The sequence below is a fragment of the Pseudomonas sp. 5C2 genome (assembly GCF_034314155.1).
GTDB lineage: Bacteria > Pseudomonadota > Gammaproteobacteria > Pseudomonadales > Pseudomonadaceae > Aquipseudomonas.
In genome coordinates this window covers 237769-262561 of record NZ_JAVIWH010000002.1, presented here as the reverse complement: position 1 = coordinate 262561, position 24793 = coordinate 237769, and the positions used below count along the sequence as shown (strand labels likewise).

Below are 24793 nucleotides of genomic sequence, written 5' to 3'. Positions count from 1 at the left end.
TAGTCTTTTATACGCGGCACTGTCAGCCAGGCAGCGCGAAAAGTGCGCGCTAGAGCGGCAAAAACCGCCTATCGCAGAGAGGGTAATAACCGTTCAATTTTGTTTAATTCAGTGTAAAAATAGTGACTCATCGGGCGTCGCTTAGGAGCGAGTTGTCGTCTTTTACCAGGAAGATTCAACGGGTGGAATTTTTCGCCCAACGAAGGGTTTAACCCAAGTTAGAACGCCCTTCGAGATTGAAAAAAGGAGCTCAGAATGATTCACGATAAATTCAAGAAAGTCACCGGTGTCAGCTGGGAAGAAGCAGCAACAAGGAGCAACCAACTTTTCTTTGAAGCGGATCAACTTGATAATCATGCGTATTCGCTTCTAAAGAAAGAAACGCTGAATCCAGACGTCTGGAACGAATTTTCAACTGCAAAAAGAAGGGCCGAAAAAAAATACGTCGAAGCTCGCGTAGAGTGGCAACGCATTAAAAGCATTCTCGGTTCTATCAATAAGCCCGCTGGGAAATCTGCCAGGCAATCGGTGCATTAAAGGCATTCAGAGTGGAAAGGTTTAACGGGGCTGCACGCCGCACGTCACCTTTCCGCTAAAGACATTTTCAGGCCGGCACGGGGATGTGTCGGCCTCGCTTGATTATCCAACGCCAACGCCCCTCTCTCAGGTCAGGCTGCACGGGTTGCAGGTGTTCTCTACTGTCGCCAGAGCAGGCAACGACATTTTCGACGCAAACAGCCGTCGTCAATCTCAATGGAGAAGCCAGCATGTCCAGCAATCTGCCCAACGACCCCACCCTCGCCCTGCTCAACCAACTCAATCAAAACATCACCGCCCTCGGTTCTGCCGTGAATGAGATCCGCGCATGGATTGATCAGCATGGATCGACAGAGGTGTCGGCAGCCATCATGACGCAGCTCGCCGTGATTGAGGGAAACGCTGGCTTCATCGCCGCCGCCATGGCCGATCTGCAAGCCAGGCGCGAACCGGAAGACGAAATCGACCCGGAAGACTGAAGCTTGTCACGCGATGCCGCATCAGTGCCGACTAAACGTAGTGACGGGTCGACAGACCTAAAGCCGGTCTGCCTGATCAATCATATTGGTCGCCAATTTGATGCCTTGTTTTTTTGCGTCTTCAAAGCTCTTGTAAAGCGCTTTTTCATGAAGATTATGAATATTGTCCTCGGCGTATTTCACAGTAATACGAAGCCCTTTCGGGACTGGATCGCCTGGGTCGCCCCACTCGAAATCAATCATCGCGTCCCTGCCGTTTGGATGGACGTAATTAATCGAGTGCGGCCTGTCTACGAATGCCATTTCGCTCTCCCTGATCGTCGGTGATGTGCTCAACCTTAATCATTAGCCCACAAACTCGAATCACGCCAACCGGCAAGTGACATCCTCACCGGGCGCAATCGTGCGGCGTTGCCAGGAGGAAGGGAAGGAAGGAGTAAAAGAGATCAATGAGTCCAATGCCCGCGTACTGGAACAGCAGTTGGCCAAATGCGCAGCAATTTACCCTCGGGTCGGCATTCGGGCCCATTGATCATCACCCAACTCAATGTTGGATTGTTTCCATTTAGATAAATGGAGGTTGCTCGCCCGCCTACCACCCTGTTTCCTACCAGCTAGTTCAAGATGGGGCCGGGCAGGTATATTTTTAACAAAACACGTTTTAAGGGTCTAGTAACCTTTCGTCCTACCTTTATGAACGTAGGTCATATACAGCCTTAGGGCTGTCAGTGGGTGACTGCGCCCGCTCCCGTGCGAGAAAAACTCATTATTTTTTACCGGAGAGTCGCGTAAAATCTCAGCTAGACTCCGCCTGCTGGAGGAAGTCGTCGCCCTCTAAAACGCGCTTTCGCTGGCGCTCCGGGCTAACAATAATCATCTCAGCTGCAGGTAGAGAACCCTTTAAAAAAAACCTATCATTCCAGCTCACAGTCACCATAAACGACCGCCGTACATAGCGGCTCAGCTCAGGATCCTTTGTCCACTACCGAGATTTTCCGAGCGTCGCTTGGTGTTTTCCGGAGAGTGGAGAAACCTTACTCTTTAGGAAAAAACTTTGACAAACGTCTGCTCCAGCGGCCTTGATATCGGCTTTGCTTCTCTGGATTACATGCAAATTGGCATCCTGGGCATCATTCAAGGCATCACCGAGTTATTACCCGTTTCATCCACTGCTCACATGCGAATCGTACCGGCCCTTCTCGGCTGGCCGGATCCCGGTTCGGCGTTTTCCGCCGCCATGCAATTGGCCGCACTGGCTGCGGTAGTCAGCTATTTCTGGCGTGACGTACGGGAAGTCGTCACTGGAAGCATCGGTGCCGTGCAACGACGTGACTTCAGCAACCAGTCATTCAAGCTGGCAGTTGCCATTGTGCTTGCGACCATCCCTATTGGCATCGCAGGCCTTGCCTTGTCCTCGACACTCAATGCGTGCGACTCACCATTAAGAGGCTTGATGGTGATTGGTATCTCATGCGTTGTGATGGCCGTTTTGCTGGCTGCGGCCGAACTCAGCTGCCGTCATCGCCGCACAGTGGGAGAGATGCGCCTGCGGGACGCATTAATCGTTGGCATTGCACAGGTTGGCGCGCTGATACCCGGTGTTTCCCGCTCAGGTTCAACACTCACCGCTGCGCTTTTCCTTAATTTCAAACGCGAAGAAGCCGCGCGCTTCTCATTCCTGCTTGGGCTGCCCGCTATCGCGCTGGCCGGGCTGAAAGAGCTGTGGGTGCTGTTTCATGCGCATATTCCGGCCGAAGCGTGGTCTCACCTGATTTTCGGCCTGGTGATCGCCAGCGTGTCGGCATTTTGCGCCATCTGGGGCCTGATGAAGTTTCTGGAAAAATTCTCTACTTGGCCCTTCGTTATTTACCGGGCAGCACTGGGTATCTTCCTGATTGTCGCGGTCAGCACCGGCTTTCTGAGCTAAATAACCTTTAAACGCCAATAGAGCCCAGCCCTGAGCTGCATCTCGAAAACCAGGGCGGGCGTCCAACTAAATGGGGTTACCCCATGAGTTCGACAGAAACGAAAAAGCCCCTGTAATCTTTACGATTACAGGGGCTTTGTCTTATTCAATAATGGCGGAGAGATAGGGATTCGAACCCTAGGTACTGTCGCCAGTACAACGGATTTCGAATCCGTCCCATTCGGCCACTCTGGCATCTCTCCAACGGCGCGCATCATAACAGCTCAGGTGCAGAAGGCGAACCCCCTGCGAGGGAAATTTTCGCGTGCTATCAGGCGCTTGCGTAACTTTTTACGTTAAAGCGGTACGCCGAGGCGTTTTGCGACTTCTTCGTAGGCTTCGATAACGTCACCGAGGCCCTGGCGGAAGCGGTCTTTGTCCATTTTCTTGCGGGTTTCTTTGTCCCACAGACGGCAACCGTCCGGGCTGAATTCATCGCCGAGGACGATCTGGCCGTGGAATACGCCGAATTCGAGTTTGAAGTCGACCAGCAGCAGGCCAGCGTCGTCGAACAGCTTGCTCAGGACTTCATTGACCTTCAGGGACAGCTCTTTCATCCGAACCAGTTGTTCGGCGGTGCCCCAACCGAAAGCCACTACGTGGGATTCGTTGATGAACGGATCGCCCTTCGCGTCGTCCTTGAGGAACAGTTCGAAGGTGTAAGGGTTGAGCTTGGTACCCTCTTCGATGCCCAGGCGTTTGACCAGGCTACCGGCGGCGTAGTTACGCACGACGCATTCGACCGGGATCATCTCGAGTTTTTTGACCAGGCATTCGTTATCGCCCAGCAGCTTGTCGAATTGGGTTGGGATACCCGCCTCTTCGAGCTTTTGCATGATGAAGGCGTTGAACTTGTTGTTCACCATGCCTTTGCGATCGAGCTGTTCAATACGCTTGCCGTCGAACGCCGAGGTGTCGTTGCGAAACAGCAGGATCAAGCGGTCTGCGTCGTCGGTGGTGTACACCGATTTGGCTTTGCCGCGGTAGAGTTCTTCACGTTTTTCCATGATGGGCTCCGCTTGCTAAAGTAGTTGGGCCAGGCGCCCGTTTGGGACACTAGGCGATATATCGCCAGTCGAGCCCTGAATCTTGATCGGCCACTTGCAGCCAGTCCGGATCGCACCCAAGGGTGTCGACAAAACATTGCCGGGCCAGCTGCGGCAGGTTGTTCTTGCTGCTGAGATGGGCCAGCACCAGGTGCTGTAAATCCTGCCATCCCAATTCGCTCACCAGGTTGGCGGCCTGATGATTGTTCAAATGTCCCAGTTCGCCGCCGACCCGTTCTTTCAAAAAATACGGGTAACGACCTCTGGCCAGCATATCGCGGCAGTGGTTGGCTTCGATCATCAAAGCGTCCAGGCCGTGATAACTCTGTAGCACCGAGGCGCAGTAAGAGCCAAGGTCGGTCAGCAGACCAAATCGACGCTGACCGTTACTGAACACAAACTGCGTCGGCTCAAGTGCGTCGTGGGCAACCGACACCACATTGATGTGCAACGCCCCCAGCTGCAAGCCCTGACCGCCTGACAGAAACCCTGCGGCTTCTACAGGTTTACGCATCCCGCGAAGGGTGCCAGTGCTGAGGTACACCGGTAAATTGTAGCGCCGCGACAGCAAACCCACGCCATGCACATGATCGGCATGTTCGTGGGTCACCAGAATGGCACTCAACTGATGGGGACTAACACCCAGACGAGCCAGACGTCGCTCGGTTTCTCGCAAGGAGAAGCCGCAATCCACCAGCACATATGTGTCGTTACTCGCTACCAGCGTGCCGTTCCCTCGGCTGCCGCTGCCTAGAACAGCAAAGCGCACTTAACCGAGGTTATCTTGAATGACACCCAATATGCGGCGCGCTACATCGGCAGGCGCTACGGTACTGATGTTCTTCTCGACAGTAACCTGCACGTTGTCACCCACTTTGCTCAAGCGGACCTGATAACGCTCGGCACGGGCTTCGATTTCTTCCTTCGCCGGTTTGCTACCTAACAGGCGACCAAAGAAACCAGGCTCGTTTTCAGGCTTCTGTGCCTTCTCTGCCAGGTTGATGTAGTAAAGACCCAGACTACGGTTGATGTCTTCCACACGCCACTCGCCATGATCCAGCGCACGGCCGACACTCGACCATGCACGGTCCAGATCGGCACCGAGGTTGAGTACCGGGTTACCGCTGCCGTCTACGCTCAACGCCACGCGGTTCGGCGTATCAAAGTCACGTGCGGCCAGCAGGGAAATAGAGCCACCCTTCGCGGCGCTACGGCTCATGCTGGCAAGCATGTCATCGGTCAGAGCAGAATCGAGGCCCAGATTGGTGGTACGCGCCGGAAAATCTGTATTGGCAGTGCTGCCGGCAGGACGATCAACGCTTACGACGTAGATTTCACTGGTATTGCGCTGCACGCCTGGCTCGATACGAACACGTACACGCGTTTCCGAATCGGTGGACGCACCGCCGGCAGTCAGGCGCTTGGCCATCGTGGCGGAAAGTTCGTCGATACGCTGCCAGGTGGTGTTGAATTCACCCGTCTGCGGACGATCTTCGGCAATGCGGAAACCGTTGTCTTCGAAATACTGATGCGCTACCGGCCAGACTTCGGCAGGCGCACGCTGAGCCAGAATCCAGCGAGAGTCACCGCTTTTTTGCAGGCTGAAATCGCTGGAATCGGCAGCAACAGACAATGCCTGCGGACGAGGGACTACATATTCGCCCTTGGCAGTGTCGTCAGCCACGTTACGCGGAATCGGCAGCAGTGGGTCCAGACGCTTGGCGGCGGCGAGATCAGGTGGCAATTGCATGGGCGCCGTTTGGGACGCCTCCAGATAATCACTGCCGCGATCACGGAAGTAACCATCTTGACCCCACAGCCAACCGCAACCGCTGGTGCTGGAGATAATCAAGGCAAGTGCAGAAAGTCCGGCCATTCGCTTCATTGCGTAATACTTCCTCATTAAACCAATACGCCGGACTGGCGCAGGGCCTGACGCAGCGGTTCGTGGCAAGGCTCGCTGAGCCAGGTGAGCGGCAGACGAATACCGTCTGGTATCAAGCCCATCTCATGCAGCGCCCATTTCACGGGAATAGGGTTGGACTCAATAAACAGGGTTTTATTGAGCGGCATCAGTTTTTCGTGAATCGCCCGCGCCGTGACTGCATCGCCACGCATGGCCGCCGCACACAGATCACTCATGGCACGCGGAGCCACGTTAGCGGTCACCGAGATATTGCCTTTACCGCCCAACAACATCAGTTCGACCGCCGTGGCGTCATCACCGGAGTACACCAGAAAGTCGCTGCTGACGCGTGCAAGGATGTCTTTGGCGCGCTGCAGATCGCCTGTGGCTTCCTTGATGCCGATGATGTTCGGCACTGTGGACAAGCGCACGGCGGTGTCCGCCAGCATGTCGCACGCCGTACGGCCTGGGACGTTGTAAAGGATCTGCGGGATGTCGACCGCTTCGGCGATGAACTTGAAGTGCTGATACAGCCCTTCTTGCGTCGGTTTATTGTAATAAGGCGTTACCAGCAGGCACGCGTCGGCGCCAGCGTTTTTCGCATTATTGGTCAGCTCGACCGCTTCGCGAGTGGAGTTCGCGCCTGTACCCGCTATGACCGGGATACGCCCTGCAACCTGGGCTACCACGCGACGAATCACTTCGATGTGCTCGCTGACGTCGAGTGTGGCCGACTCACCAGTGGTGCCGACCGCCACAATGGCGTTGGTGCCCTCTTGCAGGTGGAAGTCCACCAGTTTGCTCAGGCTGTCCCAGTCGAGACGACCATTTGCATCCATGGGTGTGACCAGTGCCACCATACTGCCCGCAATCATGCAACCGCTCCTGCCGGAAAAAGAGAGCGGTAATGGTACTGGCGCTATCAGCCTTGTACAAGCGAAGTACCATGCTACGAGCATTCCCCTGAGCGATGCTTTTCGCTACCCTTCTGTCTTTGGTCGGTACTGGTCACCTGCGAAGCGCATTCAATCAGTCGATTTTGCCGCCAGAACCCATGCTCCAGCGTGGTCGCAACCCCCCATGGCTTAGCCATGAGGGCAAGCAGCGTCGGGGCTCGGGTCGAGGTTAGGGGCGAAGAGGCTGTCGAATCGGCCGTGCAAGCCAACGTATGTACTGACCGCTCATCGCTTAGGAATGTTGCATGTCGTCCATCCCCACAGTTCGCGAACAATTCCTTGTCATCAGTGCCCTTGGCGCAAACCCAATGGAGCTGACCAACGTGCTGTGCCGCGCCAGTCATGAAAACCGCTGCTCAGTGGTGAGTTCACGTCTGACTCGTCACGGCGAATGCAGCGCGCTGATTCTTCAGGTTTCAGGCAACTGGGATGCATTGGCTCGCCTGGAAACGACCCTGTCCAGCCTGTCGAAGAAACACGCCTTCACCGTCAGCGTCGTGCGTAGCGCCAGCCTCGAAACCCGTCCTGAGGCCCTGCCTTATGTGGCTTACGTCAGCTCGGTCTATCGCCCGGATATCATTAATGAGCTTTGCCAGTTTTTCATCGACCATAACGTCGAACTGGAAAATCTCATCTGCGATACGTATCAGGCGCCTCAGACAGGCGGCACCATGCTCAATGCGACCTTCACCGTCACATTGCCTGCCGGTATCCAGATCAGCTGGTTGCGTGATCAGTTCCTCGATTTCGCCGATGCATTGAATCTCGATGCGCTGATCGAACCTTGGCGCCCACAAGCTCCCATGTAAGGAAACACTAATGGCCGTCGCCCTAGACCAACCTGTCGCCGACTTTCAGGCGCAGGCCACCAGCGGACAGACCATCAGTCTGGCCGGGCTCAAGGGCCAGCAGGTGGTGATTTATTTTTACCCCAAAGACAGTACGCCGGGCTGCACCACAGAGGGTCAGGGGTTTCGTGATCAGCACGCCGCGTTCGAAGCGGCCAACACCGTGGTGTTCGGCGTCTCACGCGACAGCTTGAAATCTCATGAGAACTTCAAGCTCAAGCAGGCGTTCTCGTTCGAATTGATTTCGGACAAGGACGAAACCCTGTGCCGACTGTTCGATGTGATCAAACTGAAAAAACTCTACGGCAAAGAATACCTTGGTGTAGATCGCAGTACGTTTTTGATCGACAAAGACGGCGTACTACGCCAAGAGTGGCGCGGCGTGAAAGTACCTGGCCATGTAGCTGCGGTGCTTGAACAAGCCCAACGGTTGAATAACAGCTGATTGCCGCAGAAGACATTCGCTGCCAGCACACATTGAAGTAGCTTGCAGCGAAAGCGTCACCGCCCCCTTACAACAGCGGCGACACAGTAGGCTCTTTGCGCGGCCAGGCATCGATCACAGCCTTGAACAGGGTAGCCAGCGGAATCGCAAAGAACACGCCCCAGAAGCCCCACAGCCCGCCAAACAGCAACACGGCGCAGATGATCGCGACCGGGTGCAGATTGACCGCCTCGGAAAACAGCAGCGGCACCAGCACATTGCCATCAAGCGTCTGGATCACGCCGTAGGCCGTCATCAGGTAAATGAACTGATCACTCCAACCCCATTGGAACAAGGCGATTAACGCGACCGGTACTGTAACCACCACCGCACCGACATAGGGCACCACCACCGACACACCCACCAACATCGCCAACAAGGCCGCATAATTGAGCCCCAGCGCGACGAACGCTATGTACGTGACACCTCCGCAGACGAATATCTCGATCACCTTGCCGCGAATGTAATTGGCGATCTGCCTGTTCATTTCCTGAGCCACTCGGGTAATGAGGGCCCGTTCACGCGGCAGATAACCACGAAACCAGCTTCCGATCATGTTGCGATCTTTGAGGAAGAAGAACACCAGGATCGGCACCAATACCAGGTAGATCATGATGTTGACCAACAAAGGCAGGCTAGAAAGCGAGAATGTCAGCGCCCACTGACCGAACTTGCCGATTTCACCGCGCGCAACCTCGATAGCCTGGAGCACCTGTTCATCCGAGACCAGATAAGGATAACGCTCTGGCAGCAACAGCAGCAGCGATTGCCACTTGGCGAGCATGCCCGGCAACTCATTGAACAGGGTGATCAATTGATGCCAGAGCAACGGCACCAACACCAACAAAAACACCAGCAGCACGCCCATGAACAACGCGAATACCAGCCCGACAGCGAACAGTTCCGGCACGCGCAGACGCACCAGAAAGTTGACCACGCCCTGCATCAGAAATGCCAGCACCATCCCCGCCAACACCGGCGCAAGCATGCCGCCGAGCGTCAGAACGGCCGTGAACGCCACAAATAACAATACCGCCAACACCACAGCCTCCTCATCGGAGAAGTAGCGCTGCATCCAGTCGCGTAGCACTTTGAACATCAAGAATCCTTCAGGCAGTCATCATGGGTAACAATCAATCGCACAACGATTTGACTGCGGGAATCATCAGGCTTTACGTAACCAGTAGCGATAAACCCCGACTTCAACCTCCTCGCGGAGCAAGGTATGGCCTGCAAGCCGGGCAAAAGTTCGGAAATCGCGCTGAGAACCGGCATCAGTCGCGGTGACTTTAAGGATCGCGCCACTGGCCAGGCGATTAAGCTCCAGCTTGGCCTTGAGCAGCGGCAGCGGACAATTCAGCCCACTGGCGTCGAGTTCAGCGTCACAGGCCTCGGGCCGCTCTACAGCGTCAGACATTGTTTCTCTCCAGACAGGCACATCGGATCGCGTTATGGCCGTCAAATAACGACGACGGATGTTTCGTACACAATTGCAAGAATACCCCACTCTGGTCAGCAAGCCATTGAGCCAGCTACAGTAAGGGTTCTTTGATTGCCTAGAGCTCTGTGCATGAAATTTTTGCGCCCTACCTTGTTGACGCTCGCGTGCCTGCTCGCCTCGCCGAGTTTCGCCGACGACCTGCCGTCACTCGGCGACGCCAGCTCTGCCATCGTCTCTCCACAACAAGAACATCAACTGGGCCGCGCATGGCTGAGCCTGCTGCGCGGCCAGGTCCCGCAACTGTCCGACCCACAGCTTAAGGATTTCGTCGAGACAACGGTCTATCGACTCGCCGAAACCAGTCAACTGCAGGATCGACGCCTGGAATTCATCCTGATCAATAGTCGGGAGCTGAACGCATTTGCCGCGCCAGGCGGAATTGTCGGGGTCAACGGCGGATTATTCCTCAATGCCCAGTCCGAAGCCGAGTATGCTGCGGTACTGGCCCACGAACTGGCTCACTTGTCTCAACGGCACTTCGCTCGCGGCATCGAAGCACAACAACACATGCAGGTTCCTGTCCTTGCCGCCATGCTCGCAGGGATTGTTATCGCAGCCGCAGGCGCGGGTGACGCAGGCATCGCAACGATCATGGGCTCGCAGGCGGCAGCAATCCAGGAGCAGCAGCGCTTCTCGCGGCAAAACGAGCAAGAGGCCGACCGCATCGGCATCATCAATCTGCAAAAGGCCGGTTATGACCCTCGCGCGATGCCGAGCATGTTCGAACGACTGATGCGACAGTACCGCTTCGATGCCAAACCGCCCGAATTTCTGCTGACTCACCCGGTCACAGAATCGCGTATTGCCGACACCCGCAACCGTGCCGAACAGGAAAAAACCGGCGGCAAAGAAGACAGCCTTCGCTATCAACTGATGCGAGCGCGCGTTGCGCTTTTCTATGAAGAGACGCCAGGGATCGCTGCAAAACGTTTCCGCGCCCAGCTCGACGAAAATCCAAAATCCGAGGCCGCACGCTACGGCCTGGCGATTGCCCAGATCAAAGCAGGCCAACTCAACGAGGCGCGGGAAAATCTCAAGCCGCTATTGGCTAAAGACCCGAACGACATTACCTACAACCTGGCGCAGATTGATCTGGACGTCACAAATAATCGAATGGCCGACGCCAAACAGCGGGCTGACCGGATGCTGGCGCTGTACCAGGACAATTATCCGCTGAATCAGGTTCACGTTGATTTGCTGCTCAAGCAAAACCACCCTGCCGATGCCGGAAAAGCGCTTGAAGTGTTATTGAAGGCGCGCCCTGCTGACCCTGACATCTGGAACCTCGTTGCAGACACACGCGGCCTGTCCGGCGACATGGTTGGCTCGAGCCAGGCACGCGCAGAATTTTTCGCACTGACTGGCGATTACAAGCAGGCCCTGCAGCAACTGGAGTTCGCCAAGCGTCGCTCGAACAACAACTTCCAGCTAGCGTCGCGCATCGACGCCCGGCAGAAGGAGTTGATCGAACAGGAGCGGATGCTCAAGGAAATGATGAACTAGGTACGATTTTCTGCCCGATTCAAAAAGCCCGACTCAATGGTCGGGCTTTTTTTTGCACTCTGACTTGTCCTGACTCAGGATCAGGCATTACCAGACAGCTTCAAGCGTGCTGCATGCGTGAAGTCCAGCATGCGCTGCAGAGGCTTCAAGGCACGCGGAATCAATGCGGGGTCGACGAAAACCTCGTTAGAGCCTTCGCGGAGACACTGCAAGGTGCGCTCAAGGGTGTTCATCGCCATCCAGGGGCAATGCGCGCAACTGCGGCACGCAGCACCCTCACCGGCCGTTGGCGCTTCGACAAAAACTTTGTCGGGGCACAACTGCTGCATCTTGTAGAAAATGCCGCGATCAGTCGCAACGATAAACATTTTGTTCGGCAACGTTTGCGCGGCTTTGATCAACTGGCTTGTCGAACCGACGGCATCAGCCAAATCGATCACGGCCTCCGGCGATTCGGGGTGGACCAAAATCGCGGCCTCCGGATACAGCGCTTTCATGTCGGCCAGCTGCTTGGATTTGAACTCTTCGTGAACGATGCAAGCACCGTCCCATAGCAGCATGTCGGCACCGGTTTCCCGTTGAATATAACGCCCCAGATGCTTGTCTGGCGCCCAAATGATCTTTTCGCCGTTATCCATCAGGCTTTCGACAACTTCCAACGCACAACTCGAGGTCACTACCCAGTCTGCACGGGCTTTGACCGCAGCCGACGTATTGGCATACACCACCACAGTGCGCTCGGGGTGCTGATCGCAGAACGCCGAGAACTCATCGACCGGGCAACCCAGGTCCAGGGAGCACGTAGCTTCCAGCGTCGGCATCAGCACACGCTTTTCCGGATTGAGGATTTTTGCCGTCTCGCCCATGAAGCGCACACCTGCGACCAGCACGGTTTTCGCCGAATGCTGGTTACTGAAACGCGCCATCTCCAGCGAGTCGGACACGCAGCCGCCGGTCTCTTCAGCCAGAGCCTGGATAACGGGGTCACAGTAGTAGTGGGCAACCAGCACCGCGTCTTGCGCTTTCAACTCGGCAGCAATCGCGGCACGGTAAAAAGCCTCTTCTTCAACGCTCAGTACTTTCGGCTGCTTGGCATCTAGATGGGCCTGGACCAGAAGCCGTTCTGAAATCTGCGTCATGTTCGCTGGACCTCAATGCGCTTGTGCGCGGATATCGAGTGTACACCTGAAAAAGACGCAAAAAAAAAGCCGGAAATCCTCATTTTCATGGGCCTTCCAGCTTTATAAATACGTCGACATAAAAAATGGTGGGTCGTGTGGGATTCGAACCTACGACCAATTGGTTAAAAGCCAACTGCTCTACCAACTGAGCTAACGACCCGACGTGGTGCGTATATTACTGATTTCTATGATTAATTCAACACCTATCTGAATTTAAATCAAAAATAACGCGTTGGGTCGGTTACACCAGCCGCTACAAAGCCCTCTGCGCGCAGGCGGCAGCTGTCACATTTGCCGCATGCACGGCCCTGATCATCGGCCTGATAGCAGGAAACAGTGAGCCCGTAATCGACGCCCAGACGCATGCCAGCCTTGACGATGTCGGCCTTGCTCAAGTTTTGCAGTGGCGCTCGAATAGTGAAGCCCTGCCCTTCCACGCCCGCCTTGGTTGCTAAATTGGCCAGGCGCTCAAATGCTTCGATAAACTCGGGACGGCAGTCTGGATAACCGGAATAATCCACTGCGTTGACGCCGATAAAGATATCCCGCGCGCCCAACACTTCAGCCCAACCGAGTGCCAGCGAAAGAAAAACCGTATTACGTGCTGGCACGTAAGTCACCGGGATACCTTCGCCAGGGGATTCAGGCACGGCGATGGAGCTGTCCGTCAACGCGGACCCCCCGATACCGTTCAGATCAAGACCGACAACCTTGTGCTCAACCACACCCAGATCGCGAGCGACGCGCGCTGCTGCATCCAGCTCGGCACGGTGACGCTGACCGTAGTCGAAACTCATGGTGTAGCAGGTGTAGCCATCAGCAAGCGCCACCGCTACCACGGTGGCCGAGTCCAGGCCACCGGACAATAGAATTACTGCTCTTTTCTCAGTCATCTGTAATTCACTCATATCAGCGTCCCGGCTCATCGTCCCAGAGGAGTTTATGCAGCTGCATTTGCAAGCGTACCGGCAGGTTGTCCGCCACGATCCAGTCAGCCAGGTCCCGCGCTTTCAACTCATGATGGCTCGGAGAGAACAATACCTCGCCGGCTCGCCGGTCCAGGCCGTACTGAATCAGCTTGGACACCGCCCAGTCGTAGTCTTCTCGGGAACAGAGCACAAACTTGACCTGATCGTTGGGCGTCAACAGCTCGATGTTCTCATAACGATTGCGCCCGACCTCTTTGGAGCCCGGTGTTTTCAGATCGACAACACGACTGACACGCGGATCGACCGCCGAGATATCCAGAGCGCCACTGGTTTCCAGTGACACTTCATAGCCGGCGTCACACAGACGCTTGAGCAGAGGGATTGCATTGGGCTGGGCCAAGGGTTCACCACCCGTCACGCATACATAGCGCGGACGGTAAGCGGCTACTTGTTCGAGGATCGCATCGAGGGTCTGAATGCTGCCGCCACTGAACGCGTAGGCGCTGTCGCAATACTGACAACGCAACGGGCAGCCAGTAAGACGCACAAAAACAGTGGGCAAGCCCGCAGTGCGCGTTTCACCCTGCAGCGAGTAAAAAACTTCGGTGATTCGTAATGTGTCTTGCATATGAGCCACGGGCGTAACAGCTAAACAGGCCGTCCGCCTCCGTTAGGCACTTCAAGGAACCTGCATGCGCATGATTCAGGGAAGCGAATGTATTGCCGGAATTTCGGGTGCGGAATTCTAACAAGAAAGCCGCGACAAGCGCGGCTTTCTTTAACAGAACAGGTGTCAGTGACCTCTGACGATACGCATATCACATGCGTTGCAGATCCCGCTGAGCCAACTGTGCAGCCGACGTACCCGGATATTGGGAGACAACCTGCTGCAAAATGCCTTTTACCTTATCGGTATGACCGAGACGACGCTCAACATCTGCAAGCTTATAGAGCGAGTCCGGGACTTTGGCATGCTTGGGGTACAGCTGACTGACCTTGGCGAAGGCTTGACCGGCACCTTGCAGATCACCTTTGGCCAAGTTCACTTCGCCCAACCAGTACTGGGCGTTGCCCGCATATTGGCTGTTCGGGTATTTGCGCAGGAAAGCCGCGAACGCCTGACTGGCTTTGTCGAAATCCTTGGCCTTGATCAGATCGAAGGCAGCGTCGTAATAGACCTTTTCCTTCGCCGGATCACCCGGTTCCGCATTTGCCGCAGGAGCCTGACTTGCAGGCGCCGCAGGCGTACCACCGGCATTTATATCGCCGCTGGCTTGAGAATTATTGGTAGCTGCTGCGGGCGCACCGCCAGCTCCAGCTCCAGCGCTAATGCGCTGATCGAGTTCCTGATAACGCTCCAGTGCTTCCTGCTTCATGCGCTGGATATCGTTTTGCTGAACCTCGACAGTACCGCGCAACCGCGCGATTTCGTCCTGCATTTGTTGCAACTGCATGAACAGCTGACCCTGTGCCGAGGCAGGGGCCGTAACCCCTCCCCCGGCATAGGCGCCGGACGTGCCATAACCCGCTGGCGGATAACTGCTGCTACCAGAGCCAGAATTGTCATCTACCACAGGAACCGCACCCCACGCAAAAAGCGGAAGGGTGAGAGTCAAAACGGCTAAAGCACGACGGCACGTTCGCATGTCAAATTACTTACGCAGTTCGACGCGACGGTTTTGAGCCCAGGACTGCTCGTCGTTGCCGGTAGCAACTGGACGCTCTTCGCCATAGGAAACCAATTCCAGCTGAGCTGGGGAAACACCTTGCAGTACCAGGTAACGCTGAACGGCTTTCGCACGACGCTCGCCCAGTGCCATGTTGTACTCACGAGTACCACGTTCGTCGGTGTTGCCTTCCAGAACGACGCGAGCGCCATTGGCTTTCAGGTCTTTAGCGTGAACATCCAGAGCGCGCATGGCTTCTGGCTTCAGGTCCGAGCTATCGTATTCGAAGTAGAAGGTGGTGATTGCGCGCAGAGCAGCTTCTTCGCTCAGGCTGCCATCAACAGCGCCAGTGTTAGCGCCGTAACCAGCGTTTGGATCTACAGCAGCGCCTGTACCGGCATTATCGCCGCCTTTGGACGAGCAACCTACAGCTACAGCCATGGCCAGAGCCAGCGCAGCAAATTTACCAAACTTCAGCATTTCCATCTTGAAACTCCTAATGAACCCCAGTGTGTTAAGTAAAACGTGTAGCGCCGCGTCAGTTCAGGTAAGGGGACCAGGAAGGTTCTCTGACTTCGCCTTGAGCGGTAGGAAGCGGGAGCCTTACGCGTCCATTAATGGACACGAGCATCAAGACTCCCCGGCCCTGCTGGCGGGTGGCGTAGATTACCATGGTGCCGTTGGGTGCGACAGTAGGCGACTCATCAAGGTTGCTATCTGTGAGGATTTTTACTGTACCGCGCTGCAAATCCTGCACTGCTACCTTGAAGTTTGTGAAGCCATCCTGACGATGAATCATTACCAACGTCTTTTCATCGGCCGACAGTTTAGGGTTGGCGTTGTAGTTACCTATAAAGGTCACACGCTCGGCACCGCCGCCGTTGATGCTGGTTTTGTATACCTGTGGCTTGCCACCACGGTCGGACGTGAAGTAGATCGTCGAACCATCCTTGCCGAAGAACGGTTCGGTGTCGATCGCCCCGTCATTGGTCACGCGACTCAATTGACGCGAGGCCAGGTTCATCACGTAAATTTCCGGGTTGCCGTCTTTGGAAAGCACGAACGCCAACTTGCTACCGTCCGGAGACCACGCAGGCGCGCCATTGAGGCCTTCGAAGTTGGTGATTTGTTCACGGCGACCCGTATCGATATGCTGGACGAAAATACGCGGACGCTTCTGTTCGAACGACACATAGGCGATACGCTTGCCATCTGGAGCGAAACGCGGCGACAGAATCGGTTCACGCGACTGCAACAGAGTCACTGCCCGCGCACCGTCATAATCCGAACGCTGCAGAGTGAAGCGCGTATTGTTTTCGGAGAAACGCTCGGCGGTGACGTACAGCATGCGCGTCGAGAAAGCACCCTTGATACCGGTGAGTTTCTCGAACGACTGGTCGGCGATGAAGTGCGCCATGTCGCGCAACTGATCGGTCGTGCCAGAGACGTTACCCGTCAACACTTGCTGCTCGGTCGCGACATTGAACAGTGCGTACTGGATCTGCAGACGACCGCCCGCAGGAACGATGCTGCCTACCATCAAGTACTGCGCACCGAGCGCCTTCCAATCGCGATAGATGACCTCGCTGGCCGAGGTCGGCAAGCTGATCATGTTCTGCTTTGGAATCGGTGAGTAATAGCCCGAGTTACGCAGGTCATTGCTGATGATTTCCGACATGTCCTCGGGCAAGACGTTACCGCCCTGCCAGCCAAAAGGCACAACGGCAATCGGAGTGGCACGGTCACTACCACTGGTGACCATGATGTTCTTTTCTTCTGCAGCGACCATTCCCGCTGCACAGCAAAGAACGACAAGCAGTCCTCGAAGGATGTTAATCACGGAGCTAGATCCTCTGGTGTGAATGTCATCTTGAATGAGCGATAGGGTTGGAAATCGGCTGGCTTCATACCCTGCATTTCGGTCAAACGACCAATGTTTTTAACAGCAGCCACGGCCGAACTGTCGTAAGACGCATCGCCACTGGACTTGGAAACACTGACCGATGTCACCGTACCATCCGGCAACATATTGATCTGCAGCACCACTTTCATGCCCTTGCGCGCCGACGGTGGGCGAGCCCAGCTTTCAGCAGCACGCGCACGAATCAGATCATCAAAGCTGCCCGCAGTTTCATCGCCCTGTTCATCTGCCAACGCCTGCTGCCGTTCCGTTTTATCGGAGAGCAATTCAGCCAAGGCTTGCGCCTTCTTGTCTTCAGCAGATTTACGCGCGGCTTCTGTTGCCTTTTTGGCAGCATCGGCAGTCGCTTTTTTCTTGGCGTCGTCGGTGGCTTTTTTCTTCGCGTCGTCAGCGGCTTTTTTCTTAGCGTCTTCCGCGACTTTCTTCTTCGCGTCATCGGCAGCCTGCTTCTTGGCTTCTTCAGCCGCGGCTTTCTTCGCGTCTTCTTCGGCCTTTTTCTTCGCGTCTTCTTCGGCTTTCTTCTTGGCTATATCAGCCAATTTTTTTTCTTCGACCTTTTTAGCATCAGCGGTCTTTTTGGCTTCGTCAGCTTTCTTGGCATCATCGGCTTTCTTGGCCTCATCAGCCTTCTGCTCTGCTTTCTGCGCGTCCTCAGCCTTTTTCTCTTCGGCTTTTTGAGCCGCCTCTTCTTTCTTTTGTTCCGCAGCTTTTACAGCTTCCTGTTTTAGCTGCTCGATTTTTTTCGTTTCCAGTTGCTCGACTTCAGTTTGCCGGGCAGCCGTTTTCTTCGCCTCACCGGCAATTTTCTGATTGGTCTGGGTCGTTGCCTGGCTTTTAGACTTCAACTGATACAGGGTCGCCTGAACGATAGGCCTGGCTTCCGGCAGATCCGGGGTCATGGCAAAGCTGACAAAGAGCATGCCAAATATCAGGATGTGCAGGGCCACAGCCCAGACGCTGGGCCAGAAGTAGCTTTCCGAGGCGGACGGCTCTCGCTGTTGGTGCATCAGGGCGCCTCGGTAATCAAGCCAACATTACCGACCCCTGCTTTCTGCAGCCCGCCCATTGCGCCCATTACAGAGCCATAATCAACGGTTTTGTCACCACGGATAAAGACCTGGGTCTGCTTGCCGCTTTCACGACCGGCGCTGATGATTTTGGTCACCGCGCTGGTCATCTGGGGCAACGTCATGGCTTTGTCCATCTGTTTATCGGTATCGACTTCACTGCCAAGGTTCCAGTAATAGGTCTTGTCAGCCTTGATCGAAATAGTCAGAACCTGAGTGTTGTTGTCCTGCGGCAAGGCCTCACTGGAGACTTTGGGCAGGTCGACTTTCACGCCCTGATTGAGCATCGGCGCGGTGACCATGAAAATGACCAGCAACACCAACATCACGTCGATGTAAGGCACCACGTTCATTTCGGCAACCGGCTTGCGGCGTTTGCGGCGAACTCGAGCGATTAAAGCCATTGGGAATTACCTGCTCACTCTTCGCTGGTGTGCACTTTACGGTGCAGGATCGCCTGGAACTCATCGGCGAACGTGTAGTAACGGCTGATCAACAGTTCACCGCGAGCGGCAAAACGGTTGTAGGCGATTACTGCCGGGATAGCGGCGAATAGACCAATAGCGGTTGCGACCAGGGCTTCGGAAATACCCGGTGCAACAGTCGCCAGGGTGGCTTGCTGGACGGTCGCCAGACCACGGAAGGAGTTCATGATCCCCCATACTGTACCGAACAAACCGATGTAGGGGCTGGTGGAGCCGACAGTCGCAAGAAAGGGCAGGCCCTGCTCCAGCTTCTCTTCCTCACGGGAAATGGCCACGCGCATGGCTCGAGCCACGCCTTCCATGACCGCATCAGGATCGACACCTGGCTGCTGACGCAGACGGGAGAACTCCTTGAAACCGGCGCGAAAGATTTGCTCAACGCCTGAGTCAGGGTCTGGATTGCTCCCGGCCTGACGGTAGAGTTTGGACAGATCAATACCCGACCAGAAACGCTCTTCAAAGCTCTCCAGTGCACGACGAGCTGCGCGCAGCATATTGCCGCGCTGAAAAATCACGACCCACGAGGTGATTGAGGCACCCACCAGGATCAGCATGACCAACTGAACAACGATGCTGGCATTGCTGACCATACTCCACATGGAGGAATGGTCGACGACGTTAGCTTCCACGCTTTATCTCCTGCTCTAAATGTGTACCCGCGCCGCTCTGGCCGGCAAAGGCCGCACGCAAAGCTTCGGGAATGGCCCGGGGTTTCAAACTATCGGCGCGTACACACGCCACCAGAAACTGCCCCTCGCAGAGCAGTGTTTCATCCGCAGCCCGCCTGACCTGCTGCCGAAATCGCAGGCTGGCGCGGTTCAATTCAATGACGTCAGCGCTTATCAATAGCTCGTCGTCCAATCGCGCCGGCTTGTGATAGCGCGCCTCGCTGGAATGCACGACGAACAACAAGTTCTCCCCTGCAAGCTCCGACTGAGCAAAGCCCAACTCCCGCAGTCGCTCGGTTCGAGCCCGCTCCATGAACTTCAAATAGTTGACGTAGTAAACGATGCCGCCAGCATCGGTGTCCTCGTAATAAACGCGACAGCGATGTGCGAACGACTGAACCCCGTTTTGCGCGCGCATACTCTAGTGCTTACTCCTCAGGTTGCCAATCCGCCAGGCGACTGTTTTTCATTGTTTTTCAGCTAATTGCCGACCAGAACCGCACATCAGCCTGTCAGACCACCAAAACCCCGAATAAATCGGTGCCTTCATAGTTTTAATTATTCGCCCCCTTCGTCGACAAAATCGCTGGCGACTGGCATGTCCCCCATCCGTGACGGGATGTTCAAACCAAAGTGCAGGTAGGCGTGCCGGGTAACGACACGTCCACGAGGGGTACGCATGATATAGCCTTGCTGGATCAAATAGGGCTCGAGTACGTCTTCAATTGTGTGCCGTTCTTCACTGATCGCTGCAGCGAGGCTGTCGACACCCACCGGGCCGCCATCGAACTTCTCGATCATCGTCAGCAATAGACGTCGATCCTGGTGGTCGAAACCACGCTCATCGATATCCAGCAGGTTCAGCGCCAGATCGGCAATCGGCTTGGTGATATGACCGGTGGCACGCACTTCTGCGAAGTCACGCACACGACGCAGCAAGCGGTTGGCGATACGCGGCGTACCCCGAGCACGACGGGCAATCTCAAAGGCACCCTCGGGCTCGATAGGCAGCCCCAAAATACCGGCAGAGCGCATGACGATGGTCGCCAGATCAGCAGTGTTATAGAACTCCAGACGCTGAACAATGCCGAAGCGATCACGCAGCGGGTTGGTCAACATGCCCGCACGCGTGGTGGCCCCCACCAGCGTAAACGGTGGCAAATCGAGCTTGATCGAACGCGCAGCAGGACCTTCGCCGATCATGATGTCGAGCTGAAAATCTTCCATCGCCGGGTACAACACTTCTTCGACAATGGGCGAGAGCCGATGAATCTCGTCGATGAACAGCACATCGTTGGGCTCGAGATTGGTCAATATCGCCGCCAAATCACCGGGACGCTCAAGCACCGGCCCCGAGGTACTCTTGATGGAGACCGACATCTCCTGGGCAATAATATGCGCCAGAGTGGTCTTGCCCAGACCCGGCGGGCCGAAAATCAAGGTGTGATCCAACGCTTCGCTACGTCCACGCGCAGCCTGGATGAACAACTCCATTTGCTCGCGCACGGTGGGCTGGCCAATGTAATCGGCCAGGCTTAATGGACGGATTGCACGATCCAGCTGCTCATCACGATCACGGCCTGTGGAGGTTATCAAACGGTCAGCGTCGAGCACTTAAGCCATTCCTTTCAAAGCACGTCGAATCAGATCTTCACTGCTCAAATCTTTTTCCTTGATCGCAGATACCGCCTTGCTGGCTTCCTGAGGTTTGTAACCCAGGGAAATCAGCGCACTGACCGCATCGGCTTCGGCCGTCGCCACCAGTGGCTCGGCGTTAGGCCCGTTTGAAACCAGGGTAAAGGTGCCCGGCAAGGATTCCCACGCTTTGAAACGATCCTTGAGCTCGACCAGCAAACGCTCGGCGGTTTTCTTGCCGACGCCCGGAATCCGGGTCAAGGCCGAGGTGTCCTGAGCCTGAACGCAGCGAACCAGCTCATCCACTTCCAAGCCGGACATCAGCGCCAATGCCAGTTTCGGACCGACACCATTGAGGCGAATCAGCTCACGAAACAGTTCACGCTCGCGCTTTTCGAAGAAACCGTAAAGCAGGTGCGCGTCCTCACGAACCACCAGATGGGTGTGCAAGGTCACCGGTTCGCCAACATGGGGCAGCCGATACAGAGTCGTCATGGGCACTTCCAGCTCATAGCCGACGCCGTTGACATCCAGTACCAGGTGCGGCGGATGTTTTTCAGCCAAAAAGCCGCGTAACCGTCCAATCACGTATCAGATCCTTTCTCGTGGCCCGTCATAAGCATGACGTTGGCACAAATAATGGTCGCAATCATTACAGGAGTGAGAAGACCTGCAAGCTAAAAAGTTTGAGCCGATGATGCTATCAGAGACGCAGCCGCCCGCCGCGACTGCGTGCGGTATTCAAGCCGTGCGGTATCAGGCTCGAACGCGTATGTGCATGACACAGTGCGATAGCCAGGGCGTCGGAGGCGTCGATCTGAGGTTTCGTCGTCAGTTTGAGCAAATGCATGACCATCATCATTACCTGCTCTTTATTGGCGCCACCGGTCCCGGCCACCGCCTGCTTGACCTGGGTCGCGGTGTACTCGGCGATCTCCAGACTCTCTTCAGCACCGGCAACAATGGCCGCGCCACGCGCCTGACCCAGCTTGAGCGCGGAATCGGCGTTACGCGCCATAAACACTTTCTCGATACCCATGGTCACGGGACCGTACGTCTGAATGACCTCACGTACACCGCGATACACAATCTGCAAACGCTCGTGCAGCAGACCGCTGCCGGTGCGAATACAGCCCGAGGCCACGTACACACAGCCGCGACCGGTGTCCCGCACCACGCCATAGCCGGTGATTCGCGAACCGGGGTCGATACCAAGAATAAGAGTCATAACGCCTGCAGCTTAATAAGTGACGCACACAATTGAACGCAGCATAAAGGCAGAAGCCGGAGGCCGATAGCGCGTGAGTATCACGGCTTCGTACCTCCGGCCTCAAATCCAGAACTGACAGGCACCTATCAGCCGAGCTGTTCCATGACCTCGTCCGGAATTTCCGCATTGGAATAGACGTTTTGCACGTCATCCAGGTCCTCGAGCATGTCGATCAGCTTGAGTACCTTTTCAGCCGTTTCCAGATCGAGTACAGCGCTGGTCGTCGGCAACATGACGATTTCCGCGTCGAGTGCCTTGAAACCGGCAGCCTCCAGCGCATTCCGCACGGCATAGAACCCCGAGAAGGAAGTGAACACATCAATGGAGCCATCCTCATGGGTGACCACATCATCGGCATCCGCTTCCATCGCGGCTTCCATAAGCGCGTCTTCATCAACGCCAGGCGCGAATGAAATCTGCCCTTTACGATCAAACAGATAAGCCACCGAACCATCAGTGCCCAGGTTGCCGCCGCATTTTGTGAACGCGTGGCGAACAGCTGCGGCAGTGCGGTTGCGATTGTCAGTCATGGTTTCGACCATGACGGCCACACCACCCGGACCATAGCCTTCGTAACCGAGCTCTTCGACATCATCACCTTCGGCAGCGCCAGCACCTCGCGCCACGGCACGATCGATCGTGTCGCGCGTCATGTTCGCACCAAGCGCCTTGTCCAATGCCAGACGCAGACGCGGGTTCGACCCCGGATCACCCCCACCTTGACGGGCAGCGACAGTCAGTTCGCGAATCCACTTGGTGAAAATCTTGCCTTTCTTGGCATCCTGACGCTCTTTGCGGTGCTTGATGTTCGCCCACTTAGAATGACCTGCCATAACTCGCTCCGAATTCTTTTTGAAACACACTCACCTTTCGCCCAATGAACACGAGCAAAAAGCTTCAACAAAATCAGGACCCGACCCAGGGCGCATCATCAAGATGATGCGCCCTGCTCAGCGTCATTCAGCCTTGGGCTGCTCGCGCAAACGGATGTGCAGCTCGCGCAATGCCTTGGCATCAACCACGCCTGGGGCCTGGGTCATGACATCGGCAGCGCTCTGGGTTTTCGGGAACGCGATCACTTCACGGATCGATTGAGCGCCGGTCATCAACATCACCAGACGGTCCAGACCGAAAGCCAAACCACCGTGCGGTGGCGCGCCGAACTTCAGAGCGTCGAGCAGGAAGCCGAACTTCTCTTGCTGTTCGTCTGCTTCGATACCCAGCAGACGGAAGACCGCTTGCTGCATCTCCTTGCGGTGGATACGGATTGACCCCCCGCCCAACTCGGTACCGTTAAGGACCATGTCGTAAGCACGGGACAATGCCGTAGCCGGGTTGGCCTCAAGCTCTTCAGGGCTGCATTTGGGTGCAGTGAACGGGTGATGCAGCGCGCTGAAGCTGCCGTCATCGTTCTCTTCGAACATCGGGAAGTCGACAACCCACATCGGTGCCCACTCGCACGTGTGCAGCTTCAGGTCGTTACCGACCTTGATCCGCAATGCGCCCAAGGCTTCACTGACGATCTTGGATTTGTCTGCGCCGAAGAACACGATGTCGCCATCGACGGCACCCACACGGTCCAGAATCACCTTGAGGTTTTCCTCAGGGATGAACTTGACGATTGGAGACTGCAGGCCTTCGGCGCCCTTGGCGCGCTCGTTGACCTTGATGTAAGCCAGGCCTTTAGCGCCGTAGATGCTGACGAACTTGGTGTATTCGTCGATCTGACTGCGCGGCATGCTCGCGGCACCCGGTACACGCAGGGCTGCGACACGACCTTTAGGATCGTTGGCTGGACCGCTGAACACCTTGAACTCTACGGCGTTGAGCTGATCGGCAACATCGACCAGTTCCAGCGGGTTACGCAGGTCCGGCTTGTCGGAGCCATAACGACGCATGGCTTCTGCGAACGTCATGTGCGGAAAGTCGCCGAACTCCAGGTCCAGCACTTCCTTGAACAGCTGACGAATCATCTTCTCGGTGATACCGATGATGTCTGCTTCATTCAGGAAGCTGGTCTCGATGTCGATCTGGGTGAATTCCGGCTGGCGGTCAGCACGCAGGTCTTCATCGCGGAAGCACTTGGCGATCTGGTAGTAACGATCGAAGCCAGCGACCATCAGCAACTGCTTGAATAGCTGCGGGGATTGCGGCAAGGCAAAGAAACTGCCTGGGTGGGTACGACTCGGTACCAGATAGTCGCGAGCGCCTTCCGGTGTAGCACGGGTAAGGATCGGCGTCTCGACATCGAGAAAGCCGTTTTCATCCAGATAGCGACGGATGCTGGTGGTGATGCGCGAACGCAAGCGCAGCTTTTCCGCCATTTCCGGACGACGCAGATCGATGAAGCGATAACGCAGGCGCGTTTCTTCACCAACGTCGGAGAACTCGTTCAGCGGGAACGGCGGTGTTTCCGACTCGTTCAGCACTTCGAGCTCATAGCCCAGCACTTCGATACCGCCGGACGCCATGTTCGCATTAACTGCGCCAGCAGGACGTGCGCGCACCTTACCGGTGATCTTGACCACGTATTCGCTGCGCACGCGGTCGGCGGCAGCAAAGGTGTCAGCGCGATCAGGGTCGAACACCACCTGAGCCAAGCCTTCACGATCACGGATATCGAGGAAAATGACCCCGCCATGATCACGACGACGGTGGACCCATCCGCAAAGGGTAATTTCCTGACCTTCCAGGCTCTCGTTCAGTTGGCCGCAATAATGGCTGCGCATCATGATGGTGTTTTC

28 protein-coding genes and 2 tRNA genes are annotated in these 24793 nt (G+C 55.9%); 6 read left to right on the top strand and 24 right to left on the bottom strand.

Going from position 1 to position 24793, the window contains the following annotated elements:
- Positions 1 to 255 precede the first annotated feature (255 nt).
- Complete coding sequence (locus RGU44_RS01800) at positions 256 to 537, top strand: hypothetical protein (protein ID WP_219064245.1); 282 nt, start codon at positions 256 to 258, stop codon at positions 535 to 537.
- 230 nt (positions 538 to 767) lie between these two features.
- The gene (locus RGU44_RS01795) at positions 768 to 1016 is read left to right on the top strand and encodes a hypothetical protein (protein ID WP_322215342.1); all 249 of its coding nucleotides are present in this window, start codon (positions 768 to 770) and stop codon (positions 1014 to 1016) included.
- Between the two features lie 57 nt (positions 1017 to 1073).
- On the opposite strand, the gene RGU44_RS01790 is transcribed toward RGU44_RS01795, so the two are convergent.
- A complete protein-coding gene (locus RGU44_RS01790; RefSeq protein ID WP_322180335.1) occupies positions 1074 to 1319 on the bottom strand; it encodes a hypothetical protein in 246 nt (81 codons plus the stop codon).
- A gap of 751 nt (positions 1320 to 2070) precedes the next feature.
- Between RGU44_RS01790 and RGU44_RS01785 the strand changes: the two genes are divergently transcribed.
- A complete protein-coding gene (locus RGU44_RS01785; protein ID WP_322180337.1) occupies positions 2071 to 2943 on the top strand; it encodes an undecaprenyl-diphosphate phosphatase in 873 nt (290 codons plus the stop codon).
- A gap of 152 nt (positions 2944 to 3095) precedes the next feature.
- On the opposite strand, the gene RGU44_RS01780 is transcribed toward RGU44_RS01785, so the two are convergent.
- The 5 genes from RGU44_RS01780 to dapA all read right to left on the bottom strand — a co-directional run bounded on the left by RGU44_RS01780 (position 3096) and on the right by dapA (position 6809).
- A tRNA-Ser gene (locus tag RGU44_RS01780) sits at positions 3096 to 3185 on the bottom strand.
- Between the two features lie 93 nt (positions 3186 to 3278).
- A complete protein-coding gene (gene purC / locus RGU44_RS01775) occupies positions 3279 to 3989 on the bottom strand; it encodes a phosphoribosylaminoimidazolesuccinocarboxamide synthase (protein ID WP_219064249.1) in 711 nt (236 codons plus the stop codon).
- A 49-nt stretch (positions 3990 to 4038) separates the two neighbouring features.
- Positions 4039 to 4797 (bottom strand): MBL fold metallo-hydrolase, encoded by a 759-nt coding sequence (locus tag RGU44_RS01770; RefSeq protein WP_322180339.1) that lies wholly within the window; start codon positions 4795 to 4797, stop codon positions 4039 to 4041.
- Positions 4798 to 5913, bottom strand: a complete 1116-nt coding sequence (bamC, locus tag RGU44_RS01765) for an outer membrane protein assembly factor BamC (protein WP_322215340.1) — start codon at positions 5911 to 5913, stop codon at positions 4798 to 4800. It abuts the gene before it with no gap.
- Positions 5914 to 5930: 17 nt separating this feature from the next.
- A complete protein-coding gene (dapA, locus tag RGU44_RS01760) occupies positions 5931 to 6809 on the bottom strand; it encodes a 4-hydroxy-tetrahydrodipicolinate synthase (protein WP_322180343.1) in 879 nt (292 codons plus the stop codon).
- Positions 6810 to 7135: 326 nt separating this feature from the next.
- Here dapA and RGU44_RS01755 point away from each other — a divergent pair, with 326 nt between their 5' ends.
- Together RGU44_RS01755 and RGU44_RS01750 are read left to right on the top strand one after the other, a co-directional pair.
- Entirely contained in the window at positions 7136 to 7699 is a 564-nt protein-coding gene (locus RGU44_RS01755; protein ID WP_322180345.1) for a glycine cleavage system protein R, read from the top strand.
- Between the two features lie 10 nt (positions 7700 to 7709).
- The gene (locus RGU44_RS01750) at positions 7710 to 8183 is read left to right on the top strand and encodes a peroxiredoxin (RefSeq protein WP_322180347.1); all 474 of its coding nucleotides are present in this window, start codon (positions 7710 to 7712) and stop codon (positions 8181 to 8183) included.
- Positions 8184 to 8250: 67 nt separating this feature from the next.
- On the opposite strand, the gene RGU44_RS01745 is transcribed toward RGU44_RS01750, so the two are convergent.
- On the bottom strand, positions 8251 to 9321 hold the full coding sequence (locus tag RGU44_RS01745; RefSeq protein WP_322215338.1) for an AI-2E family transporter: 1071 nt from the start codon (positions 9319 to 9321) through the stop codon (positions 8251 to 8253).
- 66 nt (positions 9322 to 9387) lie between these two features.
- Positions 9388 to 9639: a sulfurtransferase TusA family protein gene (locus RGU44_RS01740; protein WP_322180351.1), complete on the bottom strand. Its 252-nt coding sequence runs from the start codon at positions 9637 to 9639 to the stop codon at positions 9388 to 9390.
- Positions 9640 to 9792: 153 nt separating this feature from the next.
- On the opposite strand from RGU44_RS01740, the gene RGU44_RS01735 reads away from it, so the two are divergent.
- Positions 9793 to 11226 (top strand): M48 family metalloprotease, encoded by a 1434-nt coding sequence (locus tag RGU44_RS01735; protein ID WP_322180353.1) that lies wholly within the window; start codon positions 9793 to 9795, stop codon positions 11224 to 11226.
- A gap of 80 nt (positions 11227 to 11306) precedes the next feature.
- Here RGU44_RS01735 and nadA read toward each other — a convergent pair whose 3' ends face one another.
- From nadA to aspS, 16 genes are all read right to left on the bottom strand, one after another.
- Entirely contained in the window at positions 11307 to 12365 is a 1059-nt protein-coding gene (nadA, locus tag RGU44_RS01730) for a quinolinate synthase NadA (RefSeq protein WP_322215334.1), read from the bottom strand.
- Between the two features lie 126 nt (positions 12366 to 12491).
- Positions 12492 to 12567 (bottom strand) — tRNA-Lys (locus tag RGU44_RS01725).
- A gap of 58 nt (positions 12568 to 12625) precedes the next feature.
- Positions 12626 to 13300, bottom strand: a complete 675-nt coding sequence (gene queC, locus RGU44_RS01720; RefSeq protein ID WP_322217727.1) for a 7-cyano-7-deazaguanine synthase QueC — start codon at positions 13298 to 13300, stop codon at positions 12626 to 12628.
- Between the two features lie 16 nt (positions 13301 to 13316).
- On the bottom strand, positions 13317 to 13964 hold the full coding sequence (queE, locus tag RGU44_RS01715) for a 7-carboxy-7-deazaguanine synthase QueE (RefSeq protein ID WP_322180359.1): 648 nt from the start codon (positions 13962 to 13964) through the stop codon (positions 13317 to 13319).
- Positions 13965 to 14154: 190 nt separating this feature from the next.
- A complete protein-coding gene (gene ybgF, locus RGU44_RS01710; RefSeq protein WP_322215332.1) occupies positions 14155 to 14982 on the bottom strand; it encodes a tol-pal system protein YbgF in 828 nt (275 codons plus the stop codon).
- 6 nt (positions 14983 to 14988) lie between these two features.
- Positions 14989 to 15489 (bottom strand): peptidoglycan-associated lipoprotein Pal, encoded by a 501-nt coding sequence (gene pal / locus RGU44_RS01705; protein ID WP_322180361.1) that lies wholly within the window; start codon positions 15487 to 15489, stop codon positions 14989 to 14991.
- A 52-nt stretch (positions 15490 to 15541) separates the two neighbouring features.
- Complete coding sequence (gene tolB, locus RGU44_RS01700; protein WP_322180362.1) at positions 15542 to 16792, bottom strand: Tol-Pal system beta propeller repeat protein TolB; 1251 nt, start codon at positions 16790 to 16792, stop codon at positions 15542 to 15544.
- Between the two features lie 47 nt (positions 16793 to 16839).
- Complete coding sequence (tolA, locus tag RGU44_RS01695) at positions 16840 to 17931, bottom strand: cell envelope integrity protein TolA (RefSeq protein ID WP_322215330.1); 1092 nt, start codon at positions 17929 to 17931, stop codon at positions 16840 to 16842.
- Positions 17931 to 18386 carry a protein TolR gene (gene tolR / locus RGU44_RS01690; RefSeq protein WP_219064274.1) on the bottom strand — a complete coding sequence of 152 codons (456 nt, stop codon included), beginning with the start codon at positions 18384 to 18386 and terminating at the stop codon, positions 17931 to 17933. Before tolR ends, tolA begins: the two co-directional genes overlap by 1 nt.
- A gap of 23 nt (positions 18387 to 18409) precedes the next feature.
- Positions 18410 to 19105 (bottom strand): protein TolQ, encoded by a 696-nt coding sequence (tolQ, locus tag RGU44_RS01685; RefSeq protein ID WP_219064264.1) that lies wholly within the window; start codon positions 19103 to 19105, stop codon positions 18410 to 18412.
- Positions 19095 to 19562, bottom strand: a complete 468-nt coding sequence (gene ybgC / locus RGU44_RS01680) for a tol-pal system-associated acyl-CoA thioesterase (RefSeq protein ID WP_322180381.1) — start codon at positions 19560 to 19562, stop codon at positions 19095 to 19097. Before ybgC ends, tolQ begins: the two co-directional genes overlap by 11 nt.
- A gap of 140 nt (positions 19563 to 19702) precedes the next feature.
- Positions 19703 to 20758: a Holliday junction branch migration DNA helicase RuvB gene (gene ruvB, locus RGU44_RS01675; RefSeq protein WP_322180382.1), complete on the bottom strand. Its 1056-nt coding sequence runs from the start codon at positions 20756 to 20758 to the stop codon at positions 19703 to 19705.
- The gene (gene ruvA / locus RGU44_RS01670; protein ID WP_322180383.1) at positions 20759 to 21367 is read right to left on the bottom strand and encodes a Holliday junction branch migration protein RuvA; all 609 of its coding nucleotides are present in this window, start codon (positions 21365 to 21367) and stop codon (positions 20759 to 20761) included. It abuts the gene before it with no gap.
- A gap of 115 nt (positions 21368 to 21482) precedes the next feature.
- A complete protein-coding gene (gene ruvC, locus RGU44_RS01665; protein WP_219064268.1) occupies positions 21483 to 22007 on the bottom strand; it encodes a crossover junction endodeoxyribonuclease RuvC in 525 nt (174 codons plus the stop codon).
- A gap of 128 nt (positions 22008 to 22135) precedes the next feature.
- Positions 22136 to 22882 carry a YebC/PmpR family DNA-binding transcriptional regulator gene (locus RGU44_RS01660; RefSeq protein ID WP_322180385.1) on the bottom strand — a complete coding sequence of 249 codons (747 nt, stop codon included), beginning with the start codon at positions 22880 to 22882 and terminating at the stop codon, positions 22136 to 22138.
- Between the two features lie 123 nt (positions 22883 to 23005).
- A complete protein-coding gene (aspS, locus tag RGU44_RS01655; protein WP_322180387.1) occupies positions 23006 to 24781 on the bottom strand; it encodes an aspartate--tRNA ligase in 1776 nt (591 codons plus the stop codon).
- Positions 24782 to 24793: the final 12 nt, after the last annotated feature.